At 47.8% G+C, this 25911-nt stretch carries 19 protein-coding genes and 2 pseudogenes; 17 read left to right on the forward strand and 4 right to left on the reverse strand.

All coding sequences use genetic code 11. The features are described from left to right. Nucleotides 1–107: pseudogene (locus BM607_RS22155) on the forward strand (phosphohistidine phosphatase SixA); the annotation flags it as partial. A 125-nt stretch (nt 108–232) separates the two neighbouring features. Here the strand turns inward: BM607_RS22155 and smrB are convergent. Beyond that, nucleotides 233–763: an endonuclease SmrB gene (gene smrB, locus BM607_RS13605; protein ID WP_006082235.1), complete on the reverse strand. Its 531-nt coding sequence runs from the start codon at nt 761–763 to the stop codon at nt 233–235. Between the two features lie 80 nt (nt 764–843). Between smrB and prmB the strand changes: the two genes are divergently transcribed. From prmB to BM607_RS13635, 6 genes and pseudogenes are all read left to right on the forward strand, one after another. Next, nucleotides 844–1788 (forward strand): 50S ribosomal protein L3 N(5)-glutamine methyltransferase, encoded by a 945-nt coding sequence (prmB, locus tag BM607_RS13610; protein ID WP_006082234.1) that lies wholly within the window; start codon nt 844–846, stop codon nt 1786–1788. 124 nt (nt 1789–1912) lie between these two features. Beyond that, nucleotides 1913–3007, forward strand: coding sequence for a chorismate synthase (aroC, locus tag BM607_RS13615; RefSeq protein ID WP_071939571.1), 1095 nt, complete (start codon nt 1913–1915; stop codon nt 3005–3007). 104 nt (nt 3008–3111) lie between these two features. Beyond that, nucleotides 3112–4287 (forward strand): MFS transporter, encoded by a 1176-nt coding sequence (locus BM607_RS13620; protein ID WP_006085470.1) that lies wholly within the window; start codon nt 3112–3114, stop codon nt 4285–4287. Between the two features lie 99 nt (nt 4288–4386). Further along, nucleotides 4387–5565 carry an ATP-NAD kinase family protein gene (locus tag BM607_RS13625; RefSeq protein ID WP_071939570.1) on the forward strand — a complete coding sequence of 393 codons (1179 nt, stop codon included), beginning with the start codon at nt 4387–4389 and terminating at the stop codon, nt 5563–5565. 5 nt (nt 5566–5570) lie between these two features. After that, nucleotides 5571–5855: a YfcL family protein gene (locus tag BM607_RS13630; RefSeq protein ID WP_006082230.1), complete on the forward strand. Its 285-nt coding sequence runs from the start codon at nt 5571–5573 to the stop codon at nt 5853–5855. Beyond that, nucleotides 5845–6608 (forward strand): annotated as a pseudogene (locus tag BM607_RS13635) (RNA methyltransferase). Before BM607_RS13630 ends, BM607_RS13635 begins: the two are co-directional and overlap by 11 nt. Before the next feature lie 95 nt (nt 6609–6703). On the opposite strand, the gene mnmC reads toward BM607_RS13635, so the two are convergent. Further along, a complete protein-coding gene (mnmC, locus tag BM607_RS13640) occupies nt 6704–8830 on the reverse strand; it encodes an FAD-dependent 5-carboxymethylaminomethyl-2-thiouridine(34) oxidoreductase MnmC (RefSeq protein ID WP_071939569.1) in 2127 nt (708 codons plus the stop codon). A gap of 138 nt (nt 8831–8968) precedes the next feature. On the opposite strand from mnmC, the gene fabB reads away from it, so the two are divergent. The 9 genes from fabB (at nt 8969) to purF (ending at nt 21461) form a co-directional block, all read left to right on the forward strand. Beyond that, entirely contained in the window at nt 8969–10180 is a 1212-nt protein-coding gene (gene fabB / locus BM607_RS13645; protein WP_071939568.1) for a beta-ketoacyl-ACP synthase I, read from the forward strand. Between the two features lie 160 nt (nt 10181–10340). Further along, complete coding sequence (locus BM607_RS13650; protein ID WP_071939567.1) at nt 10341–11471, forward strand: 4-phosphoerythronate dehydrogenase; 1131 nt, start codon at nt 10341–10343, stop codon at nt 11469–11471. A 2-nt stretch (nt 11472–11473) separates the two neighbouring features. Then, the gene (locus BM607_RS13655; protein ID WP_006085463.1) at nt 11474–12490 is read left to right on the forward strand and encodes an aspartate-semialdehyde dehydrogenase; all 1017 of its coding nucleotides are present in this window, start codon (nt 11474–11476) and stop codon (nt 12488–12490) included. A 178-nt stretch (nt 12491–12668) separates the two neighbouring features. Then, entirely contained in the window at nt 12669–16124 is a 3456-nt protein-coding gene (locus BM607_RS13660; protein WP_071939566.1) for a FimV/HubP family polar landmark protein, read from the forward strand. A 102-nt stretch (nt 16125–16226) separates the two neighbouring features. Beyond that, nucleotides 16227–17012, forward strand: a complete 786-nt coding sequence (gene truA / locus BM607_RS13665; protein ID WP_011847178.1) for a tRNA pseudouridine(38-40) synthase TruA — start codon at nt 16227–16229, stop codon at nt 17010–17012. Between the two features lie 44 nt (nt 17013–17056). Further along, a complete protein-coding gene (folC, locus tag BM607_RS13670) occupies nt 17057–18328 on the forward strand; it encodes a bifunctional tetrahydrofolate synthase/dihydrofolate synthase (protein WP_071939565.1) in 1272 nt (423 codons plus the stop codon). Then, nucleotides 18321–19073, forward strand: a complete 753-nt coding sequence (gene dedD / locus BM607_RS13675) for a cell division protein DedD (protein WP_071939564.1) — start codon at nt 18321–18323, stop codon at nt 19071–19073. The genes folC and dedD overlap by 8 nt, the downstream gene beginning before the upstream one ends. Nucleotides 19074–19188: 115 nt before the next feature. Further along, nucleotides 19189–19677 (forward strand): CvpA family protein, encoded by a 489-nt coding sequence (locus BM607_RS13680; RefSeq protein ID WP_006082220.1) that lies wholly within the window; start codon nt 19189–19191, stop codon nt 19675–19677. A 269-nt stretch (nt 19678–19946) separates the two neighbouring features. Continuing rightward, nucleotides 19947–21461: an amidophosphoribosyltransferase gene (gene purF / locus BM607_RS13685; protein WP_006085457.1), complete on the forward strand. Its 1515-nt coding sequence runs from the start codon at nt 19947–19949 to the stop codon at nt 21459–21461. Nucleotides 21462–21668: 207 nt separating this feature from the next. On the opposite strand, the gene BM607_RS13690 is transcribed toward purF, so the two are convergent. Further along, on the reverse strand, nt 21669–21956 hold the full coding sequence (locus tag BM607_RS13690; RefSeq protein ID WP_006085456.1) for a hypothetical protein: 288 nt from the start codon (nt 21954–21956) through the stop codon (nt 21669–21671). Between the two features lie 165 nt (nt 21957–22121). On the opposite strand from BM607_RS13690, the gene BM607_RS13695 reads away from it, so the two are divergent. Beyond that, on the forward strand, nt 22122–24239 hold the full coding sequence (locus BM607_RS13695; protein WP_071939563.1) for a DNA topoisomerase III: 2118 nt from the start codon (nt 22122–22124) through the stop codon (nt 24237–24239). Between the two features lie 205 nt (nt 24240–24444). On the opposite strand, the gene BM607_RS13700 is transcribed toward BM607_RS13695, so the two are convergent. Next, nucleotides 24445–25734: an alpha/beta fold hydrolase gene (locus BM607_RS13700; protein WP_012089581.1), complete on the reverse strand. Its 1290-nt coding sequence runs from the start codon at nt 25732–25734 to the stop codon at nt 24445–24447. Between the last annotated feature and the right edge of the window lie 177 nt (nt 25735–25911).

Below are 25911 nucleotides of genomic sequence, written 5' to 3' on the forward strand. Positions count from 1 at the left end.
CGGGTGTTGAGCCGCCGTTATTTGCCACCTCGGGCATTACGCTTATTGATAAACATGCCGAGCAAGCTTCAATCGTGTGGCAGCACGCGCCTCATAGCATTAGCTAATCTAGGTTTATGTCTCTATTATAAAATAAACGGCCCACTGAATGTGGGCCGTTTGTTTTTGGTAAACGTAGGAAACTCGCTAATCCGCTAAACCTGAAACGTTAATGTTTAAAGTCGATAGCGAGTTAACGTCTATGCGGCTGCTCACCAATATCAATCAGCACCAATAACGCCGCATCGCCGCCCCATTCTTTAGGGGCCTGATGGAAAGCCTTCACCATAGGATGCTGCACTAACCACATGGGGACTTGTTGTTTCAATATGCCACTGCCGTAACCATGCATAATGCAGCAACACAGGCTTTGCTGTTTAACGCAGGCTTGGATCAGTGCCGCTAGCTCAAGTTTGGCTTCCGATTGGCGATAGCCGTGCAAATCCAGCAGCAAATCTGGCTGGTAATCTCCACGTCGCAGGCGTTTGAGTTCTAGGCTATCAACCCCTTCCTCTAACCAACGCATCGGTCCTTGTACTGGCAGTAGCGGCTGATAAGTATCTGAGAAATAACTGTTAGCATGCAGTTGCTGCTCTTTCAGTTCTATTTCCTGTTTGGTTTTTAAGGGCGTGCGAAAGTGTCGCTTATTTTGCGTGATGGGTTTAATACCATCGATAAGCGCTGAGAACATCGCCAAGCCTTCTTTGTCGTCGTCTTTATTCATGGCGGGTATTCTATTGAATCCTATGGTTTCTGAATAGAGTTCAGTTACAATGTTCGCGAACAAACTAGCGGGAGCACGTTTTGGATAAGATCTTTGTAGATGAAGCTGTGACAGAATTACGCACTATTGGCGATATGTTACGTTGGGCCGTGAGCCGTTTTAACGACGCCAATGTGTATTATGGTCATGGTACTGATAACGCGTGGGATGAAGCCATCGCCTTAGTTTTCCATGCTTTACACTTACCCGAAGAAATCGGCCAGCAAGTGATTTTAAGCAACTTGACCAGCAGTGAAAAGCATAAAATTGTCGAGTTGATTATTCGCCGTGTCAGAGAGCGCCTTCCTGTGCCTTATCTGACCAACAAAGCGCGTTTTGCCGGACTTGAATTTTACGTCGATGAGCGCGTGTTAGTGCCACGCTCACCGATTGCTGAAATGATCGCTAACCGTTTTAGCCCTTGGTTGTATGGCAAACCAGTAACGCGTATTTTAGATTTATGTACTGGCAGCGCTTGTATCGCAATTGCCTGTGCCTACGAATTTGAAGATGCCGAAGTTGACGCGCTGGACATCAGCGAAGATGCATTAGATGTGGCGCAAATCAATATCGAAACCTTAGGTGTGATGGACCGAGTATTCCCGATGCAATCGGATTTGTTCTCGGCCATCCCAGAAGGTCCACAGTATGATTTGATTGTTTCAAACCCACCTTATGTGGATGCTGAAGACATTGGCGACATGCCAGATGAATATCATCATGAGCCTGCCATCGGTTTAGCCTCTGGTCGCGACGGGTTAGATTTAACCAAACGCATACTGGCCAATGCCGCGCAATACCTCACACCAACGGGTTTACTCGTAGTTGAAGTCGGTAATTCTATGGTGCATTTAATTGAGCAATTCCCAGAAGTGCCATTCACTTGGATTAACTTTGAAAATGGCGGCGATGGCGTGTTTGTATTAACCCGCGATCAACTGGTCGAAAATCAGTCAGTGTTCGGCATTTATCGCGACGCAGAATAACCTAAGATAGCAAATTAGGTTGAGACTTTTCCCGCTGCCAGTTAGGCTTGCAGCGGGAAAATAAATTGTCCAGTGGTCGCTGGACACGGAGCGATGAACAAATAACCTAAGGTGTACAAAGCGGATGTCTGGAAACAGTATTGGTCAAAATTTTGTAGTGACGACGTTTGGTGAGAGTCACGGTGTTGCACTGGGTTGCATTATTGATGGTTGCCCACCAGGGCTTGAATTAACCGAAGCCGATATGCAGCATGATCTTGATCGCCGTCGCCCAGGGACATCCCGATATACCACGGCCCGCCGTGAGCCAGACGAAGTGCGGATTTTATCCGGCGTTTTCGAAGGTAAAACCACGGGTACCTCAATTGGACTCTTGATCGAAAATACCGATCAACGCAGTCAAGATTACTCTAATATCAAAGATTTATTCCGTCCTGGACACGCCGATTATACCTACCAGCAAAAGTACGGTATGCGTGACTATCGTGGTGGTGGCCGCTCGTCTGCCCGTGAAACCGCGATGCGCGTTGCGGCGGGTGCTGTGGCTAAAAAGTATTTGAAGCAAGTTCACGGTATCGAGATCTATGGGTTTATGTCACAGCTGGGTCCTATTTGTGCGCAGACGATTGATGTTGACCAAATTGAGCAAAATGCCTTTTTCTTCCCCGATACCAGCAAGCTTGAAGCGCTTGATGAATACATGCGTGAGCTGAAAAAATCCGGTGACTCCATTGGCGCGAAAATCTCCGTTATCGCGACAGGTGTGCCAGTGGGTTTAGGTGAGCCAGTATTTGATCGATTGGATGCCGATATTGCCCACGCGCTGATGGGCATCAATGCCGTCAAAGGCGTTGAGATTGGTGATGGTTTTGGTGTCGTGACTCAAAAGGGCTCCGAAGGTCGTGACTTAATGTCACCTCAAGGCTTTGAATCTAACCATGCGGGCGGTGTGCTCGGTGGAATTTCATCGGGCCAGCCGATCATTGCCCATATTGCCTTAAAACCCACATCAAGCATTAGTGTGCCGGGCCAAAGTATGACGGCGCAGGGTGAAATGGCCGAAGTCGTCACTAAAGGTCGTCACGATCCCTGCGTTGGGATCCGCGCGGTACCGATTGCCGAAGCTATGCTTGCCATTGTGTTGATGGATCACTTGCTAAGACACAGAGCGCAAAATCAGGATGTACGCAGTCACACACCCGTTCTCGGAATGAGATAGTGGTATGCGATAGGCGCATGAAATAGGGGTATGAGATAGGCGCATGTGATAGATGGTATGCGATAACGATACAACAAGTGGCATGAGATAAAGGGAATGCGTTAATGTCAACTTCTTCCAGCACAAGCCGGCAATTACGCTGGCTTTGTGCCTGCTATTTTTTCTTCTTTTCTATTCTTGGTACTATGGTCCCTTATCTTGGGGTCTTCTTCGAAAATCGCGGTTTTAATCCTCAAGAAATTGGCTTTTTACTCGCCATCCTGATGGCGACGCGTATCGTTGCCCCGAATGTGTGGGCCAAAGTGGCTGACCGAACGGGGATGCGTGCTGAGCTGATAAAAATGGGCGCGGGAGCCGCCGCGCTGGCGTATTTGAGTTTTTTCTACCATGGCGGTTTTGTGTATATGGCGCTGAGTCTGGCCCTCTATACTTTCTTTTGGAATGCGATCCTCGCCCAGCTTGAAGTGATCACCTTAGAAACCTTAGGCGAGAATGCCAGCCGCTACGGTCAAATTCGCAGCTGGGGCAGTGTTGGTTATATTTGCCTCGTTGTCGGTGCGGGCTTTGCGATTGGCCAGTGGGGCACAGAAGTGCTGCCTTATATCGGTTTTTCATTGTTTATCGGCATGTTAGCTAGTGCGTTGCCATTACCAGCAAATCGTTTGGTGCGTGACACCAGTCAAGTGCGGCCGCCATTACAATGGAATCGGGCGATTATTTGGTTCTTACTCTCGGCGATGTTGCTGCAAATGAGCGCAGGGCCTTTCTACGGCTTCTTTGTCTTATATTTAAAACAAGCGGGTTACTCAGAATCATCAGCGGGGATATTTGTCGCCCTTGGCGCTATGGCCGAGATTGTGATGTTTATGTTCGCGCCGCGTTTACTGGGCCGCTATGGTGTTAATACCCTATTGATTGTCAGTATCGGCATGACTTGCTTGCGTTGGCTGTTGGTTGCCTTCGGAGTGGACAGCGTATTGTGGCTTGGTTTTAGTCAATTATTACATGCCTTTACCTTTGGCTTAACCCACGCGGCATCGATTCAATTTGTGCACAGGCATTTCGATGCGAGTCACAGAAGCCAAGGTCAAGCCCTGTATGCCAGCTTAAGTTTTGGAGTGGGCGGTGCGCTCGGCACTTGGATTTGCGGCTATATTTGGGGCGATGGTAGCGGGGCAGTTTGGTCTTGGGTGTTTGCTGCCGGATGCGCTTTTGCCGCTATGCTGGCGGTATTCTTTATTCCTAGGGATAAACCTGGCGTTGCCTCCCATACGGCCTAGCAATGTCAATCTAGCAATATCAATCACGATTAAAAGCATCTATTAAGATACTAAAATATAAAGATAAAAATTCCAAGATTGCGTTAAGTGAGGTAAAAAGTGATTCGGTTTCGTTTAGGGTTAGTGATCAATCCATTGGCTGGCTTAGGTGGCAGTGTTGGCCTTAAGGGCAGCGATGGTGTTGCCGAAGAGGCGCTTGCCTTAGGCGCAGAACCTAAAGCCGCTTTGCGTATGATGCAGGCACTTGAGGTTATCCGTGATTATGCTGATGACATCGAGGTTATTACCGCCTCGGGCATCATGGGTGAAGACGTCGCTAAGTCACTGGGTTTTACCACGCGAGTGGTGTATCAAACCCCAGATAAAACTCAGGCACTGGATACGCAGGCCGTTGTGCGTGCGCTGCTGGATGAACCACTGGATTTACTGCTTTTTGCCGGTGGTGACGGCACGGCCCGCGACGTTTATTCTGTGTTTGAGCAAGCTACTATCGATGACAAACTCCCTGTACTAGGCGTGCCCGCTGGCGTGAAAATTCATTCCGGCGTTTACGGTATTACGCCCCATGCCTCTGGCATGGTGGTCAAAATGTTGCTCGATGGTGAGCTCGTCAGTTTGATGTCTGCCGATGTGATGGATATTGACGAAGTGGCTTTTCGCCAAGGCACAGTGCGCGCCAAACGATTTGGTGAGCTTTTAGTGCCCGCAGAGCCGCGTTATGTGCAAGCGGTGAAGATGGGCGGCAAGGAAGTCGATGAACTCGTGCTGGCCGATATCGCCGCCGATGTGGTTAATCAAATGGAAGATGAGCTGTACATCATGGGCTCTGGCAGTACGGTTGCCTTTGTGATGGAAGAGTTAGCTCTGGACAATACCCTGCTCGGTGTTGATCTCATTCAAGATAAAAACCTTGTTGGCAGTGACTTAACCGCGAATGAATTACTTGAACTGACCCAAGATAAGCCGACTAAGTTGGTGATTACTTTAATTGGCGGCCAAGGCCATATCTTAGGACGCGGCAATCAACAGTTGTCGCCTGAGCTCATTCGGCGCATCGGAAAAGACAATATTATTATCCTCGCCACAAAAACTAAGCTAAAAGCACTTGATGGACGACCACTAATTGTGGATAGTGGCGACCCTAAATTAGATAGCGAGCTTGGCGGCTATTATAAAGTGACGACGGGCTACCATGATTACGTCATGTATCAGGTGGCCAATCCAGATTTATTGGTCGCAGCAGATGTGTCGGCCAATCCAGTATTAATGGAGAGTTAGACCCAATGTTAGAGCATTACGAAGACGCATTAGAACAGTGGATCGCCAGTGTAGTCAGTCATGGTGATGACGATGCTTTGTTTGCCTGTGGCTATTTACAGGGCCATGTCGCCGTTGTGTTATCACAACTTGAAGCGCAGGGTGCAACCGATCTCGATGCCCTTATGTTGAAAATGACCGACTGTTTAGCGCTCGCGCGCCAAGAATTAAACGATGCCGATTATGCCTTGGTTGAACAGGCATGGGCACAGCTGCATGCAAGGATTGTAGGCGAATTTGATGTTGCCTAGCGTTATGCCTATGACTGACAACGAGCAAGTGACTAATACTGCAGTGACTAGTACCGAAGTAACGAGTACAGAAATGCCGAGTGCTGAATTAGCCAGTGAGCAAACGCTCGATGCCAGCGCGGTATTTATCGGCTTAGTGAATCCTAAAACGCCCGTTAATGTCGGCGGTATTATGCGCGCATCGGGTTGTTATGGCGTTGACGGCGTATTTTATACCGGCAGGCGCTACGAGTTAGCCGCGCGTTCGGGTGCAGTGCAATACCATGTCGATACTAAGGATGCTGGAGAGCGCATTCCGCTCACGGGCGTCACTTCATTACTCGCCTCGATTCCGGCGGACACTAAGCTTATCTGTGTGGATTTGGTGGTTGGCGCGACGCCGCTGCCGGATTTTGTCCATCCAGCGAAAGCCTTTTATGTGTTTGGTCCTGAAGATGGCACTATTGGCCAAGAGATTATCGATAAAGCCGATGCCGTAGTGTATGTGCCTACGGTCGGTTGTATGAATCTTGCTGCGTCGGTCAATGTGCTGTTATACGACAGATTGGCTAAATCTCACCGTGAGGCTGCAAGCCTAGCATCGAGCATAAGTGGTGATGCGCTTATTCGTCAGAGTCGCGATAACAACAATCGTACTCGGGTGAAAGTGCCCAGAGCGCCGCGAAAACCTCGACATGTTGGAGCTAGCAGTCTTGAGTCTAGCAGCCTTGAACCCACAGCAGTGACAACGCAATAGTCATCACAGCCGCTTAAGTGGTTTACAGAAAACATTTAAAAAAGGGATTAAGTCATGGCTTAATCCCTTTTTTATAGTGCTCAAAAACGTTATTTTTCTAGCGATTGATTGCCTAGAGCGCTTTACCCTTGAGCAATTTTCGCAGCCACATGCGATTGGGGTTGAGTTTACACAGGGTTTCTTTATCGAGCGGTATTGGTTCGCCGCACAGCTGCGCCGCAAGACATTCGGCGGCCAGTGGCCCAGAACTTAACCCCCGAGAGCCTAACCCACCAAGAATATACAGTCCTTGATGCACCGGCGCTGGCGTGGTTTGCCAGTAGTGTCGACTCTCTTTAGTTAGTTGATGTTGCTCATAATCCTCAAGGATTTTCGCCACATCGGGCGCGCAGCCCATCATAGGGAAATGATCCCGCGTCACCATACGCACGCCGACGCGGGCATTGTTGCCACTCATGTCGATATCTTCAAGCCAGTCTTGGTTCGGATAACTCTCGTGCATTTTCATGAGGTTTTCTTGTTGTTCCTGCGGGCAAAAGTCTAAATGCTTGGGTTCTTTAACGTAACTCGCGCCAAGGCAGTGGAGTCCTTGGTGACTTGGCGTTAAATAACCGTTTGCGCACAGCACACTTGCGAGCTGACTCAATTGAAATTGAGCGGGCACATGGCTGACTTGGCCGCGAAAGGGGCTAATTTGTAATTTGTTGCTGGCATCAAATTGTGTCAATTCTGCGCCATTGGCGAGTACAAGTTGTGCAAAGGGCCCGAAACGTTCCTTTTCAGTCAACAAAACCCATCCATCGCTTTGGCGTTCAATGGCAAGGATGTCGGTATTAAGCGAGACGCTCACATCGGCCAGTTGCATCGCTTTTTTTATCGCGGCTTCTGCATATTCAAATGGGCAAACCCAGCCACCTAAGGGATAAAAAAAGCCTGGCTTATCGAGATTGATTTTGGCAATTGCATTGGCTTGCTCAGCATCGACGGCGTAGGCGATTTCACTTGGCCAGGGTTGGCCTTGAATGATTTTATCGAGTCGTAACTGGCTGCGTTCATCGTGGGCAGTTTGCAATACGCCGCAAAAATTATGGGAAATCGGCGTCTGATTGTCGGCGGGGGCGGATGTCAGCGCCTGCACTCGACGTCGGCTAAATAAAAATGCCTGTTGGAAGAAGCGGCTTAATTCATCATTTTCCGGTGTCAGCAGTGGATAAATGGCTCCTTGGCGATTGCCCGATGCGCCTTGGCCTAGCTCGGCATCTTTACAAAATACCTGTGCACCTTGGCCGCGCTCAGCCAAAGACAGCGCCAAATGCGCCGAGGCTAAGCCGCCGCCTATAATGGCAATCGAGCTTTGCGTCGGCGAGGATAAGATTGCAGCCATAGGATTAAAAGCATAGGCTTTAGCGTCTTGCTGACGTAAGACTTGGCGCTCGTGTAGCAGTACGGCGTCAGGCTGGTGGTTAATCAGTGTGACTGGTTGATGGATACCCAGAGCTTTGGTACCAAGTTCATTGATATCGCTCACAGTAAAGCCACAGGCTTGGAAACGGTTGACTGTTGTTTCGCTTAATTCGCTTGATTCGCTTAATCCAATCGTGGCAATGGTTGCGCTATCGTCACTGAGTTTTGCCATCTGCCATTGGCTTTGATGATGTAGCGCCTGTAGCAGATGGGGCAATATCAACCAGTGTTGAACCGGATGCATTGGCGAATGGGTGAGTGAACTGAGCTGGGTTTGAATATCACCAAAGTGCAGGTCGATAGTGGTACGACCGTCATCAAAAATTAATCTCTGGCAACCTATAATAGCCGTCGGCTCAGCATCGAGTAAGGTTTGAGCAAGCTGGCTGAGCTCAGGTTTACACTCTAACGCTGACGCTTGCTTTGATTCAAGATTTGGCTCGAATGGGGTTTCTTTCACAAGAGTGAGTGATTGATCCCAAAGTGATTTAAGTTCGTACGCATTAATCGGATTGGGTTCGAACAACTTAAGGAGCAAACGTTGGCTAGGATTCGCCTGAGTGCGCCACCAAGATAAGAGTTCAAGCCCGTTACCTAAACCAATTTGGCCTAATATTAAGAGTTTTTGCTGTGAATGAGCCTCAAATACCCGCTGCTGATAAATGCTCAATTTGCTGAGATAGTGTGCATCAGTGTGAGCTGTTGCGGGATAAAGGTTGATTAATTGCTGGTAATCACGCTTAATTTGACAAGGTTTATTGGGCTCTGCAGTCAAAGAAATTTACTCTCGGTCTCATAATTGGCATTATTTTACTCGCCTTTATGGAAAGCTGACCACTTAATTGAGTCAAAACAGATACTATTGGCTCAGCGAAAAGTAGGTACTGACATGTACACAATGGATAGCAATAAAATGAAAAGAGTCGTGATCACCGGAATGGGTGTTGTTTCAAGTATCGGTAATAACAAGCAAGAAGTGACCGAGTCACTGAAAGCGGGCCGCAGTGGTATTACGCATTCAGCTCAGTTTGAAGAGATGCAGTTACGTAGCCACGTATGGGGTGACATCAAGTTAAACCCAGCTGAGCATATCGATCGTAAAGCGCTACGCTTCATGGGCGATGCCGCTGCCTATGCTTACATTGCGATGCAAGAAGCCGTTAGCGATGCCAATTTAACTGAAGAGCAGTATTCAGATCCGCGCGTCGGTTTGATTGTCGGTACAGGCGGCGCATCATCGTCTAACCAAGTGCAATCTGCCGATACACTGCGTGAAAAAGGCGTCAAACGTGTTGGTCCGTATATTGTGCCTCGCATCATGTCGAGCACGGCCAGTGCTTGTTTGGCTACGCCATTTAAAATTAAAGGCATGAACTATTCTATCAGTTCAGCCTGTGCAACCAGCGCCCACTGTATTGGCCACGCCGTTGAACTTATCCAAATGGGTAAGCAAGACATGGTGTTTGCCGGTGGTGCTGAAGAAGTGGATTGGACGCTGACCATGGGCTTTGATGCTATGGGCGCACTGTCAACTAAGTACAATGCCACACCAGAAAAAGCCTCTCGTACCTATGATGCAGACCGTGATGGTTTTGTGATCTCTGGCGGCGGCGGTATTTTAGTGGTTGAAGAGTTAGAGCATGCTCTGGCTCGCGGCGCAAAAATTTACGCTGAAGTGATTGGCTATGGCGCGTCTTCAGACGGTTATGACATGGTAGCGCCATCTGGCGAAGGCGCAGTGCGTTGTATGCAAATGGCCATGGCCGATGTTGATACCCCAATCGATTACATCAACACTCACGGTACTTCAACGCCAGTGGGCGACGTACGTGAATTAGAAGCGCTACGTGAAGTATTCAAAGACAAGTGCCCACCTATTGCATCGACTAAGTCTATGACAGGTCATGCTTTAGGCGCTGCTGGTGTACATGAAGCGATTTACAGCTTAATCATGATGGAAAACAGCTTTATTGCCCCAAGCATCAATATCGATAATCTGGACGACGCGGCGAAAGACATGCCTATCGTTCGTGAATATCGCGCTGCTGAGCTGAACACTGTGATGAGCAACAGCTTCGGTTTTGGCGGTACAAACGCCACGCTAGTGATGCGTAAATTCAAATAAGTTTATTGATTAAACGCGATAGAAGGGAAGCTTAGGCTTCCCTTTTTTATGGGCGTTTTATGTGAACCTGTTGCATAGGCAGGGATTTATCCCATTAGTCTTGTTAGAATACCGAGCATCTTGATGCCTTCCATTCCCACTTTTATCCGATCAGGTGCCCATGAAGATTTTAGTCGATGAAAATATGCCCTATGTTGAACCGCTATTTGGCGATCTCGGGGACATTATTCCTGTTAACGGCCGCACGTTAACCGCCGAGCAAGTACGCGAGGCCGATGTGCTATTAGTGCGCTCGGTCACCAAAGTGAATGCCGAGTTGCTCTCAGGCAATAATAAGCTGAAATTTGTCGGCAGTGCCACCATAGGCACAGATCATGTGGATTTAGCCTATCTTGCTGAGCGAAATATTCCCTTCTCTAATGCACCAGGTTGCAATGCGACTGCGGTCGGGGAGTTTGCTTTTATCGCTATGCTGGAGTTAGCACAGCGCTTTAATTCGCCACTGAAGGGCAAGGTCGTCGGCATAGTGGGCGCGGGCAACACTGGCACTGCGACGGCAAAATGTTTGCAAGCCTATGGTATTAAAGTACTGCTTAACGATCCCATCAAAGCTGCAGAGGGCGATCCGCGCAGTTTTGTGAGCTTAGAAACCATCATGGCGCAGGCCGATATCATCAGTTTACATGTGCCCATCACGCGCACTGGCGAGCATAAAACCAAGCATTTGTTCGATGAGGCGCGCTTAAAGGCACTCAAACCCAATACATGGTTAGTGAATTGCTGCCGCGGTGATGTGATAGATAATCAGGCGCTTATTAAAGTGAAGCAGCAACGTGACGATCTTAAATTAGTGCTCGATGTGTGGGAAGGCGAGCCAACACCTCTGCCCGAGTTGGTACCATTGGCAGAGTTTGCTACGCCGCATATCGCAGGTTACAGTTTAGAAGGTAAGGCGCGCGGCACTTTTATGCTCTACCAAAACCTGTGTCAGTTGTTGAATATTACTGCCGATAAAAGCCTGCTGGATCTGTTGCCAACCTTTAACATTAAGGCGGTCGAACTTGCGACCGCGCCGAATGAAAAAGCGTTATTGCAGCTCGCGCGTTTTGTCTATGATTTGCGCGATGATGACAAGATGTTCAGAAATACATTCTTAAATGAGAATGGCTTCGACACTATGAGAAAAAATCACCAACATAGACGCGAATTTAGTGCATTGGCGCTGGCTTATGACGGTCAATCTGAGGTAGATTGGTTGTCCAATTTAGGTTTTTCAGGAGTCGGTCAGTAGCTATGTCACAGGAATTTAATGTTGTCGTTTTAGGTGCATCGGGCGCAGTGGGTCAAACAATGATAGAGATCCTCGAAGAGCGTAATTTCCCGGTTGCCAATTTGTATCCTTTAGCCAGTAGCCGCAGCGCCGGTGAAACGGTCAGCTTTCATGGCAAACAAATTACCATTCTCGACGTAGAAACCTTCGATTGGACCCAAGCTCAAATTGGTTTCTTCTCCGCAGGGGGTGATGTTTCCGCCAAATGGGCACCGATTGCGGCTGAAGCGGGTTGTGTTGTTATCGATAACACCTCGCACTTTAGATACGACATCGATATTCCTTTGGTCGTACCCGAAGTGAATCCGCATGCTATCGCCGATTTCCGCAATCGCAATATCATTGCCAACCCAAATTGCTCAACCATTCAAATGCTGGTGGCGCTTAAGCCTATTTATGATGCCTATGGTATCAGCCGCATTAACGTGGCAACGTACCAGTCAGTTTCTGGTACAGGTAAAAAAGCCATTGAAGAGTTAGCGCATCAGTGCACTAAACTGCTGCAAGGTTTGCCTGCTGAAGCCGAAGTTTATCCAAAGCAAATTGCTTTTAACGTATTGCCGCAAATCGATAAATTTATGGATAACGGCTATACCAAAGAAGAAATGAAAATGGTCTGGGAAACCCAGAAGATTTTCGGTGACGATGAGATTTTAGTGAATGCAACCGCCGTACGTGTACCTGTGTTTTATGGTCACTCGGAAGCCATTAATATCGAAACTCGCCAGCCTGTCGATGCAGAAGACGTTAAAGCTTTACTGCGTAATGCCGAAGGAGTGGTATTGTTTGAGTCAGATGATGACTATCCAACGGCTGTAACCGATGGTGCTGGTACCGATCCGGTTTATGTTGGCCGCATTCGTAAGGATATCTCTCATTCTCACGGGATTAACCTGTGGGTGGTGTCAGACAATATTCGTAAGGGCGCAGCCTTGAACAGTGTGCAAATTGCCGAGATCTTAGTGAGAGATTATTACTAAGCACGAGATTGCATTTCATGCCCATTGAAAAAGCCTGCTGTCAGCAGGCTTTTTTTGTTTTACAATTGTGAACAGTAGCAGGGCAGGGATTTCTGGTTTATAGTAATCTCAATAAATACAATTGCCTAAAGCCTGTTATCAGCGAGATAACTTTATAGCGCTTCAAAGGGAAGGATTGATGAAATTTCGCACTTCGTATCTTGTGGGTCTAATGGCCACTGTTTTAGCTGTTTCTTCTACCGCTTATTTTATTGATCCCGCCGTTGCAGCAGATACGCCAAGATTAAAACCCTTAAAAATCATGGGGCCAGACGGACAGATCCGTCAAGTTAATCATCAATATGGCCCAACGACATCCAGAGACACTTTTTGGAGCATAGCGCAAAAAGTCCGTCCCGATGCCAGTGTCAGCGTCTATCAAGTGATGGCCGCGCTATATGATGCTAACCCCCATGCGTTTAACTCTGCCAGCTACAACAGTTTAGAACGTGGTATGATCCTGCTGATCCCGTCTAAAGAAGTCATGCTGTCGATTCCCAATAGTATGGCGATAGCAAGAGCAGAGCAAAGCGACAGACAATCCCGTGCGCCAGCGAAAGCGGTGCAGAAACCTGCAGCTAAAGTGACCACGCAAGCGCCTGTTACTGCTCCTGTTGTGATTGCTGAAACCAAAGTGATCACTGAAACCAAAGTGACGCCGCCCAAAGTGCCAGTGGTAGAAACGCCGGCGCCAGACAAGCCTAAGATGCTGAGCTCTGATGTAACGTCGCGCTTAGAAGCAGCTGAAAGTAAAAATCTGTCATTAACCGATGAATTAGCTCGCACTCAAGATCAGCTCACTGTCCGCACTTCAGATGTTGAAGCGCTAAAAGTGAAAGTTGAAGAATTGAATCAACGCATTGCCGTGCTAGAAGAAACCCTGCAAGCCAGCAAACTGCAAAATCAAGCTTTGAAAGCCGAAGTTGAAGCCGCCCAAACGCCAGAGATGGCAACGGGAACGGCTGAAGCTGAGACTCAGGCGCCTGCTGAGCCCGATGATTTATGGCGTAATATCCTTAATAGTCCAGTGTTAATGATTGCTGCCGCTGTGATCCCTGCCTTGTTCTTGTTACTGGCAGTATTCTGGTTGCTGCGCCGTAAACGTAATAAAGAACGTCGTGAAATGCAGGCGCAAGAAGCGGTTATGGCCGCGGGTGCTGCTGGCGTTGCCGGTACTGCCATCATGGACATGGATGATGACGACTTAGATGATATGGCGGTGCATTTAGATACCGACCATGCGGACTCTATCGATAGCCTGCTTGATATGGGCAGCGTCGATTTACAACCTGAGCAAGATTTGACTGACTCAAACGATCAGATGGATATGGCGTCTGAAATGTTTGTCGATCCGGGTCTCTCTGCCGAACCTGAGGTTGAAGACGAAGGGCAATCTCTTGATGACCTGTGGGCCGAAGCCATGGGCGATCAGGAAGAGGATATTGTTGAGGAGAAACCTAAATCTGACAATATTCTTGAGGAAGCCGATCTCGATGCGCTATTAGCGGGCCTAGGTTCAGAAGACAACACTGAAGCTGAAGACGATTTAAGTGAATTAGAACGAAACTTTGCTAGCGATTTAGCTGAAGAAGACGACGTTGAAGTAGAAGATACTCAAGCTGCCAATGAAGCCGTCGCCGATGACGATGATCTCGATGCCTTACTTGCCGAGTTTAGTGTTCCTGCTGAAGATCCAGAAACGGCAAAAGAACCTGCAACAGAATCTATTGATTCTGACGATGAAGATCTCAGTGCCGCCATCGCCGCAGAACTCGATGATGAGCTAGATGATGAACTGGGCGGAGAAGAGGTTGATGATATCGATGCCCTATTGGCCGATTTCGATAAACCAACGCCAGCCGCTGAACCTGAAGTCGAGTCTGATATTGGCGCTGAAATTGCTGCCGAGTTAGATGCCGAACTTGATGAGCTGGGCGTAGAAGATACCGACGACATCGATGCCTTGTTAGCAGATTTCGATAAACCAGTAGAACCTGAAGTTGAGCCTGATCTTGGCGCTGAAATTGCCGCCGAGTTAGACGCAGAGCTGGATGAGCTTGGCGTAGAAGACACTGACGATATCGATGCGCTGTTAGCGGATTTTGATAAACCAGCTGAACCCGAAGCAGAGCCTGATCTGGGTGCTGAGATTGCCGCCGAGTTAGATGCAGAGCTTGATGAGCTTGGCGTAGAAGACACTGACGATATCGATGCGCTGTTAGCCGATTTCGATAAACCAGCAGAACCCGAAGCTGAACCTGATCTTGGTGCTGAAATCGCCGCCGAGTTAGACGATGAACTGGATGAATTAGGCGTAGATGAATCCGATGATATTGATTCGTTGCTGGCGAGTTTTGATGCTGAGCCTGAAATCAAAGTTGATGCTGAAGACGATGCCGAAGACGATGCACAAAACGATACTGAAGATGATGCGATCAGTGCAGAAATTGCCGCAGAGCTAGAAGCTTCGTTACCGGAAGATATCAAGGGCGAAGCGTCAGGCGATGAAGATTTAGATGCGCTGTTAGCTGAATTTGATGTGCCAGAGCAACTCGATGCCGATGAAGATGAATTCGACTTCGATATGGAAACGGCGCAGCTTGATGCGGACGATAACGCCACAGATGAAGACAATTTACTCAAAGGTATTGGTGCGTCTCACTCGATTGACGGCACTGATGATACTTTCTCGTTAGTTGAAGAGTTGGGTGAAGATGATGATTCTGACGCCCTGACTACGGCTGCAGCCACTTTAGCTGCCGCTACCGCCGCAGCGAGTGTTAAGGAAAAAGAGTCTTCTTTCTTTAATGATTTAAAAGCCAATAAGAGCAAAGATCCCCACGTGCTCGATTGGGACTCAGAGCTTGATTTTGCGCCTAAGGCCAAACCTGCTGCGACGCCAACCGATGCCGCCGCTGAAACGGATGTCGATGATGTCGAGCCTAATGCCGATGCTTCGCTAGCTGATACGCCGGCTCCGGATGATGCGACTCAAGAGAAGCCGATTAAGGCGACGCGTAACGATCTTGATTTTATTGAAGATTTTAAACTCGATACCCAAGAGGATGCTGACGATTCTGAGCAAGGCCTCGATTTAAGCGACGATAATGTACTCGCTGCTTTCACGGCCAATACCGATTTTGATGACGATGAAGATGTGTTGACATCAGAAGACAGTTTCTCACTCGTCGATGATCTCACTGTCGATGAAGCGTTAGCTGCACTCGATGCCCAAGAGTCGCGTAAAGCACAGAAGAAGTTTGTTCCTGAGCATGATTTAACGAATTTCCAAAATGAAAACGGCTTTATCGACATCGACAAGTTGTTGAATGATGCCGATGAAGACGGCACTGATACCGATTTGTATTCGGAAGTCGACGTGGAAATGAGTGATGTCGGAGCCTTAATCGGTGACGCCGCTATGATTGATGTCGATGATGAAGAAAACTCAGTCAACGCTAAGCTGGATTTAGCTCGCGCTTATATCGAAATTGACGACAGCGACAGCGCCAAAGCCCTGCTCAAAGAAGTGCAAATTGATGGTAACGAGCGCCAGCAAGATGAAGCTGGACGTTTACTCAAAGAGATGAGTTAATCCCGATTGAGAGAGTTTCAACCTAACGGCGCCTTCAGCGCCGTTTTTTTTATGGGCTGCTGTGATAAAATGCGCCGCTAAATCAATTGTGAGGAAAAGTGGATGCGGATTGCATTAGGTATTGAATATGACGGCAATGGTTATTTTGGCTGGCAACGTCAGGCCGAAGTCGATTCAGTACAAGCGCAATTAGAACGGGCGTTATCGATAGTGGCCAACGAGCCTATCGGCGTCTTCTGCGCTGGCCGTACCGATGCGGGCGTGCATGCCACGGGCCAAGTGGTTCATTTTGAAACCCAAGCCATTCGTAATGAAGGCGCATGGACCTTAGGGGTTAATGCCAATTTACCTGACAATATTGCCGTGCGTTGGGTTAAAGAAGTCGACGACAGTTTTCACGCGCGCTTTTCGGCCACCGCCAGACGCTACCGTTATGTGATTTATAATCACAGTTTTCGCCCTGGAATTTTACGCCATGGTGTCAGCCATTATCACGGCGATATCGATGCTGACAGAATGCACCAAGCGGCGCAGGCACTCTTAGGTGAGCAGGATTTTACCAGCTTTCGCGCAGTCCAGTGTCAGTCGAAAACGCCGTTTCGTAATGTACATTGCGTTAATGTCACGCGCCAAGGCATGTATGTGATTGTTGATATCGCCGCCAACGCCTTTTTACATCACATGGTGCGCAATATCGTCGGTTCATTATTAGAAATCGGTTTAGGCAATCAGCCGCTGACGTGGATGGGTGATTTGCTCGCGTTAAAAGACAGAAACCAAGCCGCAGCGACGGCTAAACCCCATGGGCTCTATTTAGTTGATGTGACTTATCCAGAACAATATCAATTGCCTAAGCTCGCCCTTGGGCCATTATTCATGTTGGATTGAAAAGATCTTATTTGAGAGATTATCGAATACGAGGATGTACGGACATGCTAACAGCGCCAGCGTCAAATGCAGCATTGGAACAGTGGTTGGATTATTTGTTATCCATACATCCAACCGAAATCGATATGGGATTAACCCGTGTTGCTAAGGTTGCGCAAACCCTTGGCCTATTAGATTTAGGTCAAAGCAAGATAGTCACAGTCGCTGGCACAAATGGTAAAGGTACAACTTGCGCCATGCTGGAAAATATTCTGCGATTATCGGGTTTGACTGTGGGCGTATACAGCTCGCCGCACATGCTGAAATACAACGAGCGAGTGCGTATTAATGGCAGCGACGCCAGTGATAGCGCCTTTGTCGCCGCCTTTGAGCAAATTGAAGCGGCGCGCGCTGAGATTTCCCTGACCTTTTTTGAATACGCCACGCTTGCGGGCCTGATACTGTTTAAAGCCGCCAAGCTGGATGTAGTCATCTTAGAAGTCGGTTTAGGTGGACGGTTAGACGCAACCAATATTATCGATGCCGACATTAGTGTGGTGACGTCGGTCGATTTAGATCATGAAAGTTATCTGGGGAATACCCGTGAACTCGTCGGCCGTGAAAAGGCGGGTATTTTCCGTCACGGTAAAGCTGCTATTGTTGGCGAGCCCAACTTGCCGCATACCGTCAATGATGTTGCCAATGAGGTTGGCGCCATCTTGTATCGCGTCGGCAACGAATTCAGTTACCAAGTCCATGGCAATCTGTGGGACTTTCAAGGCCAAGTGCTCAAACTGCACGATTTAGCGTTACCGACCTTGCCGCTACCGAATGCGGCCACGGTATTGGCCGTAATTGAACAGGGTTGGCCGAATATCGCGCCCGCTATTATTGCCCAGGGTATTAGCACTGCTCGGTTAACCGGTCGATTAGAGCGGGTGAGTGAGCAGCCGTTAGTGCTACTCGATGTGGCGCATAATCCCCATGCGGCGCGTTTTTTGGTGCAGCAATTAGCGCCAATGGTTGTAGGTAAGCGGGTGTTTGCCCTTTGTGGCATGTTGAAGGATAAAGATATTGCGGGCGTGTTGCCTGTGCTCCATCCTCTGGTCGACACTTGGTATTTAGTGAGTCTTCATGGTGAGCGTGGCGCGAGTTCTGCCATGCTGCGCAAAACCTTAGCACCCGAGGCCAGCGCATTTGAGTTTGAGGGCATAGCTGAGGCATGGTCGGCATTAAAAGCGCAAATTAACCCAGATGATGTGGTAATTGTGTTTGGCTCCTTTTACACTGTGGCAGGTTTTAAGTCTCAATTTATGCAGGAAGTCCGTTTTGTCTAGCCAGTTTCATAATCGTTTAGTCGGCACTGTGGTGCTGGTTGCGCTTGGAGTGATTTTTTTGCCGGATATTTTGGATGGCAAGAAAGATCGCCAAGAAGAGCAGTTTTCCGAAATACCTTTGCGTCCGACTGTGATTGAGCAGCAAAAAGCCGACGATGATATGTTTGAAGTCTTGTCGGCAGAAGATGCTGCTGCGCTGAGTGGTGCTGATGTCGCCTTAGCTGAGACAGGCAATAATGCAGACAGTGACAAGTCAGCTGCCATCGCTAAGCAAGACGTTAAGGCGGACGTTAAACCCGAGGTGAAAAAGCCAGAGGTTAAGCAAGCAGAAGTTAAAAAGCCTGAAGTGAAACCAGAACCTAAAAAAGAGCCACCTAAGGCGACGGTAAAAACGGAGCCCGCTAAAAAAGCTGAGACTAAAGCGCCAACCGTCGCTAAGACTGAAAAGCCCAAAGCAGAAACGCCAAAAGCCAGTACTTCCAACCGTGACAGCTTAAAAAGTGGCTTTACCTTGCAGCTCGGCAGTTTTAACAATGCAACCAATGTTAAAGCCTTGATTGCACAGCTACGTAAGAGTGGTTTTAAAGCGTACACTATCCCTGAAAATCCTAAAGATGGCGTATTAACCAAAGTGTTTGTCGGGCCAGATGTGTCTGAGGCAAAGCTGAAGAAAATACAAGTTGAGGTGGAAAACCTCACGCGTCTTAAGGGCTGGATTGTTCCTTTTAATCCTTTAGAATCTTAATGGTGATATAAGATCAGCGACTGAAAATGATTTATTTACCTCTCTAGGGGTGAGAATCGTTTCAGTCTCTGGTAGAATCGCGCCGTCTTAAAGCCCATGTCGGAAAGCCATCTCAATGGTTTGGATTGATTACGCTATCATATTCGTCATCGGATTATCGACTCTCATCAGTCTAATCCGCGGATTCGCCAAAGAAGCCATGTCCTTAGTGGTATGGTTCGCGGCTTTCTTTGTTGCCAGCCAATTTTACCAAGATCTTGCCGTTCACTTAACTCAAATGAACGATGAGATGCTGCGTAATGGCGTTTCTATTGCCATCCTTTTTATTACCACTTTGGTACTCGGCGCCTTAGTTAACTATATTCTCGGACAACTTGTTGTCAAAACCGGATTATCTGGCACTGATAGGCTCTTGGGCCTGTGTTTCGGTGCTATTCGAGGCGCGCTAATTGTAAGCGCCTTGCTGTTTTTTATGGATGCTTTCACAGGTTCACCCAACACCCAATGGTGGAAGGACTCTGTGCTAGTGCCCGAATTTGGCGTTGTCATTCAATGGTTTTTTGACTATTTGGAAAACACCTCCAGCTTTGTACCCAAACTATAAGAAAGAAAATTAATTAATCCTAAGTGATGGAAAGTAGCAATCGCTTAGGTATGTACGTCACTCCTGTTCAAGGGCTTATGCCTAAAAACAGGGTAACTGTGAGCGCAATCGCAAGTTTATGCGTGCGATTGCGATTAACAGATTAGTGACGGGATACCTTGGCGACCGATAGGTAGCACTTAAGCCGAAAGGCTAGAGTTTTACTTTATCATTTGCTTATATTTCAACATGAAAGGGCATAGAACATCTTACAATGAGGAAGCTTACCCATGTGTGGTATCGTCGGAATAGTTGGCCAATCATCGGTTAATCAGACCATTTATGATGCACTGACAGTGTTGCAGCACAGAGGTCAGGATGCGGCAGGTATTGTGACCATTGATCGTGGTGCTTTCAGACTGCGTAAAGCCAATGGTCTGGTCAAAGACGTTTTTGAAGTCAAACACATGCAACGCCTACAAGGTAATGCAGGTATTGGCCATGTGCGTTATCCAACTGCGGGCAGTTCAAGCGCATCTGAAGCGCAGCCTTTCTATGTTAACTCGCCATTTGGGATCTCTTTAGCCCACAACGGCAACTTAACCAATACAGTCGAATTAGCCGAAGGGCTGATCAAAAAACGCCGCCATGTGAACACCACTTCGGATTCTGAAGTGTTGCTCAACCTGTTGGCTGACGAACTGCAAAAAACCACTAGTTTGACCCTGACGTCGGAAGAAGTGTTCGATGCGGTTGCTAACGTACACCAGCAAGCTCGTGGTGCCTATGCGGTTGTGGCTATGATTATCGGTCAAGGCCTAGTCGCGTTCCGTGACCCATTTGGTATTCGTCCTCTGGTGTTAGGTAAGCACGAAACGCCAACGGGTACTGAATATATGGTCGCTTCTGAAAGCGTGGCACTCGATGCCGTCGGTTTTGAAGTGATGCGTGATGTGGCGCCAGGTGAAGCGATTTACGTGTCAATTGATGGTCAGCTGTATACCCGTCAATGTGCAGCAGAACCTAGCTACGCCCCTTGTATCTTCGAATTCGTTTATTTTGCCCGTCCAGATTCGACGATCGATAAAGTGTCTGTTTATGCCAGTCGCGTAAACATGGGCGCTAAGCTTGGCGAGAAGATTAAGAAAGAATGGTACGATCACGATATCGATGTGGTGATCCCTATTCCTGAAACTTCTTGCGATATCGCGCTAGAAATTGCCCGTTGCATGGACTTACCGTACCGACAAGGTTTTGTGAAAAACCGTTATATTGGCCGTACTTTTATCATGCCGGGTCAACAGGAACGTAAGAAGTCAGTGCGTCGCAAGTTGAATGCGATTAACACTGAATTCAAAGGCAAAAATGTCTTGCTGGTGGACGACTCTATCGTTCGCGGTACGACGTCTGAGCAAATCATCGAAATGGCCCGTGAAGCGGGTGCCAAGAAAGTGTACTTTGCCTCTGCTGCACCGGAAATTCGTTTCCCGAACGTGTACGGTATCGACATGCCAACGTCAAACGAGTTGATCGCCCATGGCCGTGATGCCGATGAAATCGCTAAGTTAATTGGTGCCGATGGCATTATTTTCCAAGACTTACCTGATTTAATCGAAGCGGTAAGAATGGAAAATCCAGCGATTAAACGTTTCGAAACTTCTGTTTTTGATGGTCATTACATCACTAACGATGTAGATCAAGCGTATTTAGATCACTTGACGCAACTGCGTAATGACGATGCTAAAGCGGATCGAAACAAAGATATCGGTACTAACTTAGAGCTGCATAACGTCTGTCACCCATAAGGTGAAACGTTAGGCGGATAAAAAGCCAGTGATAACGTCATTGGCTTTTTTTATGGCTTTTTTATAGAGCGTTAACCGCTACTTGGGAAAGGTGTCGCGATTGGGCGAGGGGAAACTTCTATGAGTGTTTGTTCTCGACATCCGAGTACTCAATCCATTGCTGGAGATGCGAGGCTGCTGATCTTTTCTGCCATAGGTTTGCCGTGTTTATCCCCAGATCCACAGCAGCATCCATACCCCGAATAAGCTGCTTAAGCTATGGCGGGTGACTTGGTGTTTTAGCAGTAGCGATAAACTCACCGCAATGGGCATTACTAGCATGAATCCCCAAGCTAAAGGCATGTCGATGATTTTCATTTGTCCCAGCCAAGTGCTGGTGAGCATGCTTATCGCGAGTAACATCAGGCTATGAAATAGCAGTAACTGATTGAATCTTAATATCAATGCTGGACTGATTGTCATCGCCTGCCGCGCATTTATTGCAAATTGTCTCATAGCCACTCCTCTAAAATTTGTGTATTCTAGTAGTTGTTGAGAATTATTCGCAATTGAATTTACACTTGAGCTTTGGTATTTAAGCTCGGTTTGTCACAGAAATTTGCACTCAACGGGCGTTTGGGCTAAATTATACTGTAATTATATCCAGTGCTTGGTGTTTGTATGATCCTCTATATCGCTGAAAAACCTAGCCTAGGGCGGGCCATTGCCGATGTATTGCCTAAACCCCATAAAAAAGGCGATGGATTTATCGAAGCCGCCAATGGCGATTGCGTGTCTTGGTGTGTCGGTCACTTGCTCGAACAAGCAGAACCTGATGCCTATAATCCCGAATTTAAGTCGTGGAAATTCGAGCACTTGCCAATAGTGCCGGACAAGTGGCAACTAAAACCTAAGGCCGCAACTCGCAGCCAACTCACAGTGCTGAAACGATTAGTCAAACAAGCTAACACGCTGGTTAATGCAGGCGATCCCGATCGTGAAGGGCAATTACTCGTGGATGAAGTGATTGCCTATCTTGGCGTGACGGGTGATAAGTTACATCAAACTCAGCGTTTACTGATCAGCGACTTAAACCCACAAGCCGTAAAACGGGCGCTAATGCAGCTGCGCAGTAATCGCGAGTTTATTCCTTTGTCCACATCGGCCTTAGCCCGTAGCCGCGCCGATTGGCTTTACGGCATGAATATGACCCGCGCTTATACTATCCAAGGTAAAAAGGTTGGTTATCAAGGCGTATTGTCCGTCGGGCGAGTGCAAACGCCTTTACTCGGGCTAGTGGTGCGCCGTGATGAAGAGATTGCTAATTTTCAATCTAAACCTTTCTATGAAGTGCTAGCGCATTTGGCGACTGAAAAGCAGGAAACCTTCAGCGCTAAGTGGCAACCCAGCGAAGCTTGTCAGCCGTACATGGACGAAGAAGGGCGAGTACTAGCCAGAGGGTTAGCGCAAAATGTGGTGAGTCGCATCAGTGATAAACCCGCCTTAGTGACTCAATTAGTGGCTAAGGACAAGAAACAGAATCCGCCATTGCCCTACAGCTTATCCGCGTTGCAGATTGATGCGGCAAAACGGTTTGGAATGAGTGCTAAGGATGTGCTTGATACCTGCCAGAGTTTGTATGAACGCCATAAACTCATTACCTATCCCCGCTCCGACAGTCGTTATTTACCCGTTGAGCAACATAACCTTGCGCCTTCGGTACTTAAGGCGATAAGTGACGGTGCTACTGAGTTATTGCAAGGTGCTGATGCACCCGATCCACGGCTTAAATCTAAGGCATGGGATGATAAAAAAGTGGATGCCCACCACGCCATTGTTCCAACCGAGAAGACGGCTAACTTATCCAGCTTGAGTCAGCGTGAGAGGCAGTTATATCTTCATGTTGCCCGCCAGTACTTAGCCCAGTTTTATCCGGCCTATTGTTACAGTGAAACCACAGTACAAGTGACAATTGAGGGCGGCTTATTTAATACCAAGGCGCGTCAGGATAAATCCCTCGGCTGGAAGCAACTCTTTGCCCGCCAAGAGCCAAATGGCAGTAAGGCGAGTGGCAACAAGTCGACGGAGGAAAGCGCGGGTAAGGCTGATGAGGAGAATGACGAGTTTATCGGCCAATTACCGCCTCTAAAATTGGGGCTGGCTTTGCATTGTACTCGAGGCGAGTTGCTTGAGAAAAATACTCAGCCGCCAAAGGCCTTTACCGATGCCACTTTACTCGGTGCTATGACGGGGATTAGCCGTTACGTAACCGACCCTGAGATCCGTAAAATTCTCAAAGAAACTGATGGCTTAGGTACTGAAGCCACCCGTGCAGGCATTATTGAATTACTGTTTAAACGCGGTTTTTTACAACGCTTAGGTAAATCTATCGTTTCGACGGATGTGGGTAAGGGATTAATTAACAGCTTACCCGCGAGTGCAACAACGCCTGACATGACAGCCCTGTGGGAAGCTAGCTTGAACGGTATTTGTCATAAAGAAACCTCCTATCAAGCCTTTATGCAACCGCTGCTAGGCACCTTGTCCACGCTTATTCACAATGCAGGAGCACAACTGCCCACCGCGCTTAATGGTTTAAAAGGCCAAGGTTATCGTAAAACGGCTGCGAATAAATCCGGTTATCGCAAGTCGCCTTACCGTAAAGCCTCTAGCTCTGCAAAACGCACTGGCACGGCAAGTACCGCTAAAACAAGTACAACGACAAGTAGCAGTGCGAAAAAGTCGAGTGCGAGTTCAGGGACTCGGAGTCGCACACGCAAAGTGGCTGCTGAGGTTTGATAGGCACGAGTCTCATTGGTTTTAGGGGCATTTCCGGCCATTAAACAATGGCAGGAAATAGGCCTAAATTTTGGCAAAAAAAAGAGTAAACCAAAACGGTTTACTCATACGGAAATAGGTCGTTGAAACTTGCCAAAATCACTCAATAGATGAGGAGCAGGTTTATAATGTCAGCGTTAACTTAATTAGCCCTTAAAATTAACCTTTATCTTAAGGTGTCGCCTCGGTTTAAGCTGATGAGCTTATCCAGTATGTGCTCACCATCCATGCGAATGCCGTTGTGTTCATATTCTGACGTTAACCAATACTTTAGCCTGCCGACCTGTTGCGCGGTTTCTAGGCTGTATTGCATCTCGACAAACATATCTTCACTGTAAATGGCTGCGGCAACGGGGACGCGGTTTTGCGCCAGTTGTTCAAGATTATACAGTGCAGGCCAATCTGATTTATGGGCAAGGATTTCTGCCGCGGCTTTAAGCGGTACTAAATGACTGAATTGGTCAAACATCCAAGGGTAAATCATCTCGCCGGTGAATAAAAACGGCTTACCTTGCTGATAGTTAAAGGCGGGGAATTGTTGCCTCACTCTGTGTGCCGCCCATTGTGAAGCCGAGTGTTGGCAGTAAATGGCCTCATGCAGCAGGGCAAAAATCGGGTTAGTGTTGTAATCGAGCATTTGACCGAAATGATTTAAAAATAACGGATTAACGACTGCCCCTGAAGCTGTGTTGATTAAGGCCTGCTCAAGTAAATAATAAACCGATTCAGGCCCTTGCTCCATTCCGATATTAATACCCAGCAGCTGCAACATTTCAACCGTGAGGCGTTCTCCCGTTGCTAAATACACTTCATTTTCAAGCAAATGTTTTGCTAAGCGAGTGACTAAATGTTGGGCATCGTGGAAGCGTTGGAAAAATTGTTTATTCTTCGCCAGTACGCGTTGATAAGTCGCAAGATAGACATCATCGGCGCTGCGGATTAATGACGGTATGCCGCCGGTGATATAGGCTTCGCTGACACCTTGAGGGGCGGCGCTTAAATAATGTAATACGCAAAACCCCCCGAAACTTTGGCCAAGAATTGCCCATTTATCGGCGGGGCAAAGCTGGGCACGAATCGTCTCGGCATCTCGAATAATATTGTCAGCCCTGAAATGGCTTAGATACTCAGCTTGAGCTGCGGGCTCTAAGTGTTGCAGGCTTTGATAATTAATTGGTGTTGATAAGCCTGTGCCGCGCTGATCGAGTAATAACACCCGATATTCTTTTAATGCGCGGCGGATCCAGCCGCTGTTGCTGGCGGGGCGCATGGCCGCAAATCCGGGGCCGCCTTGGAAAAACACGATATAAGGTAGCTTTTTATCTTTGTTTTCTGGGCTACAGAGTTCTCTGGCAAACACTTGGATTTGCTCTGCAATCGGATTTTGATAGTTGAGGGGCAAGGTAAAAGTATGTTTCTTCGCCAGCACTCCGGCGAGAATAATATCGGGTTTCATCAAACAACCTTAATGGCAGAGGATCATGTTATTGTGATTGGCAGATTGTATACCCAAATAACCTGAAGATGCAGCAACCTAGGCTAGTTGAAACTCGTATCTTCAACTACCTTGGGTATAGACCAAATAGTTTATGCTACAAGCTAGGATTATTTGATTAGCTTTTGGTGAAGATCA

The organism is Shewanella sp. SACH, from assembly GCF_001887095.2.
Taxonomy (GTDB): Bacteria; Pseudomonadota; Gammaproteobacteria; order Enterobacterales; family Shewanellaceae; genus Shewanella; species Shewanella baltica.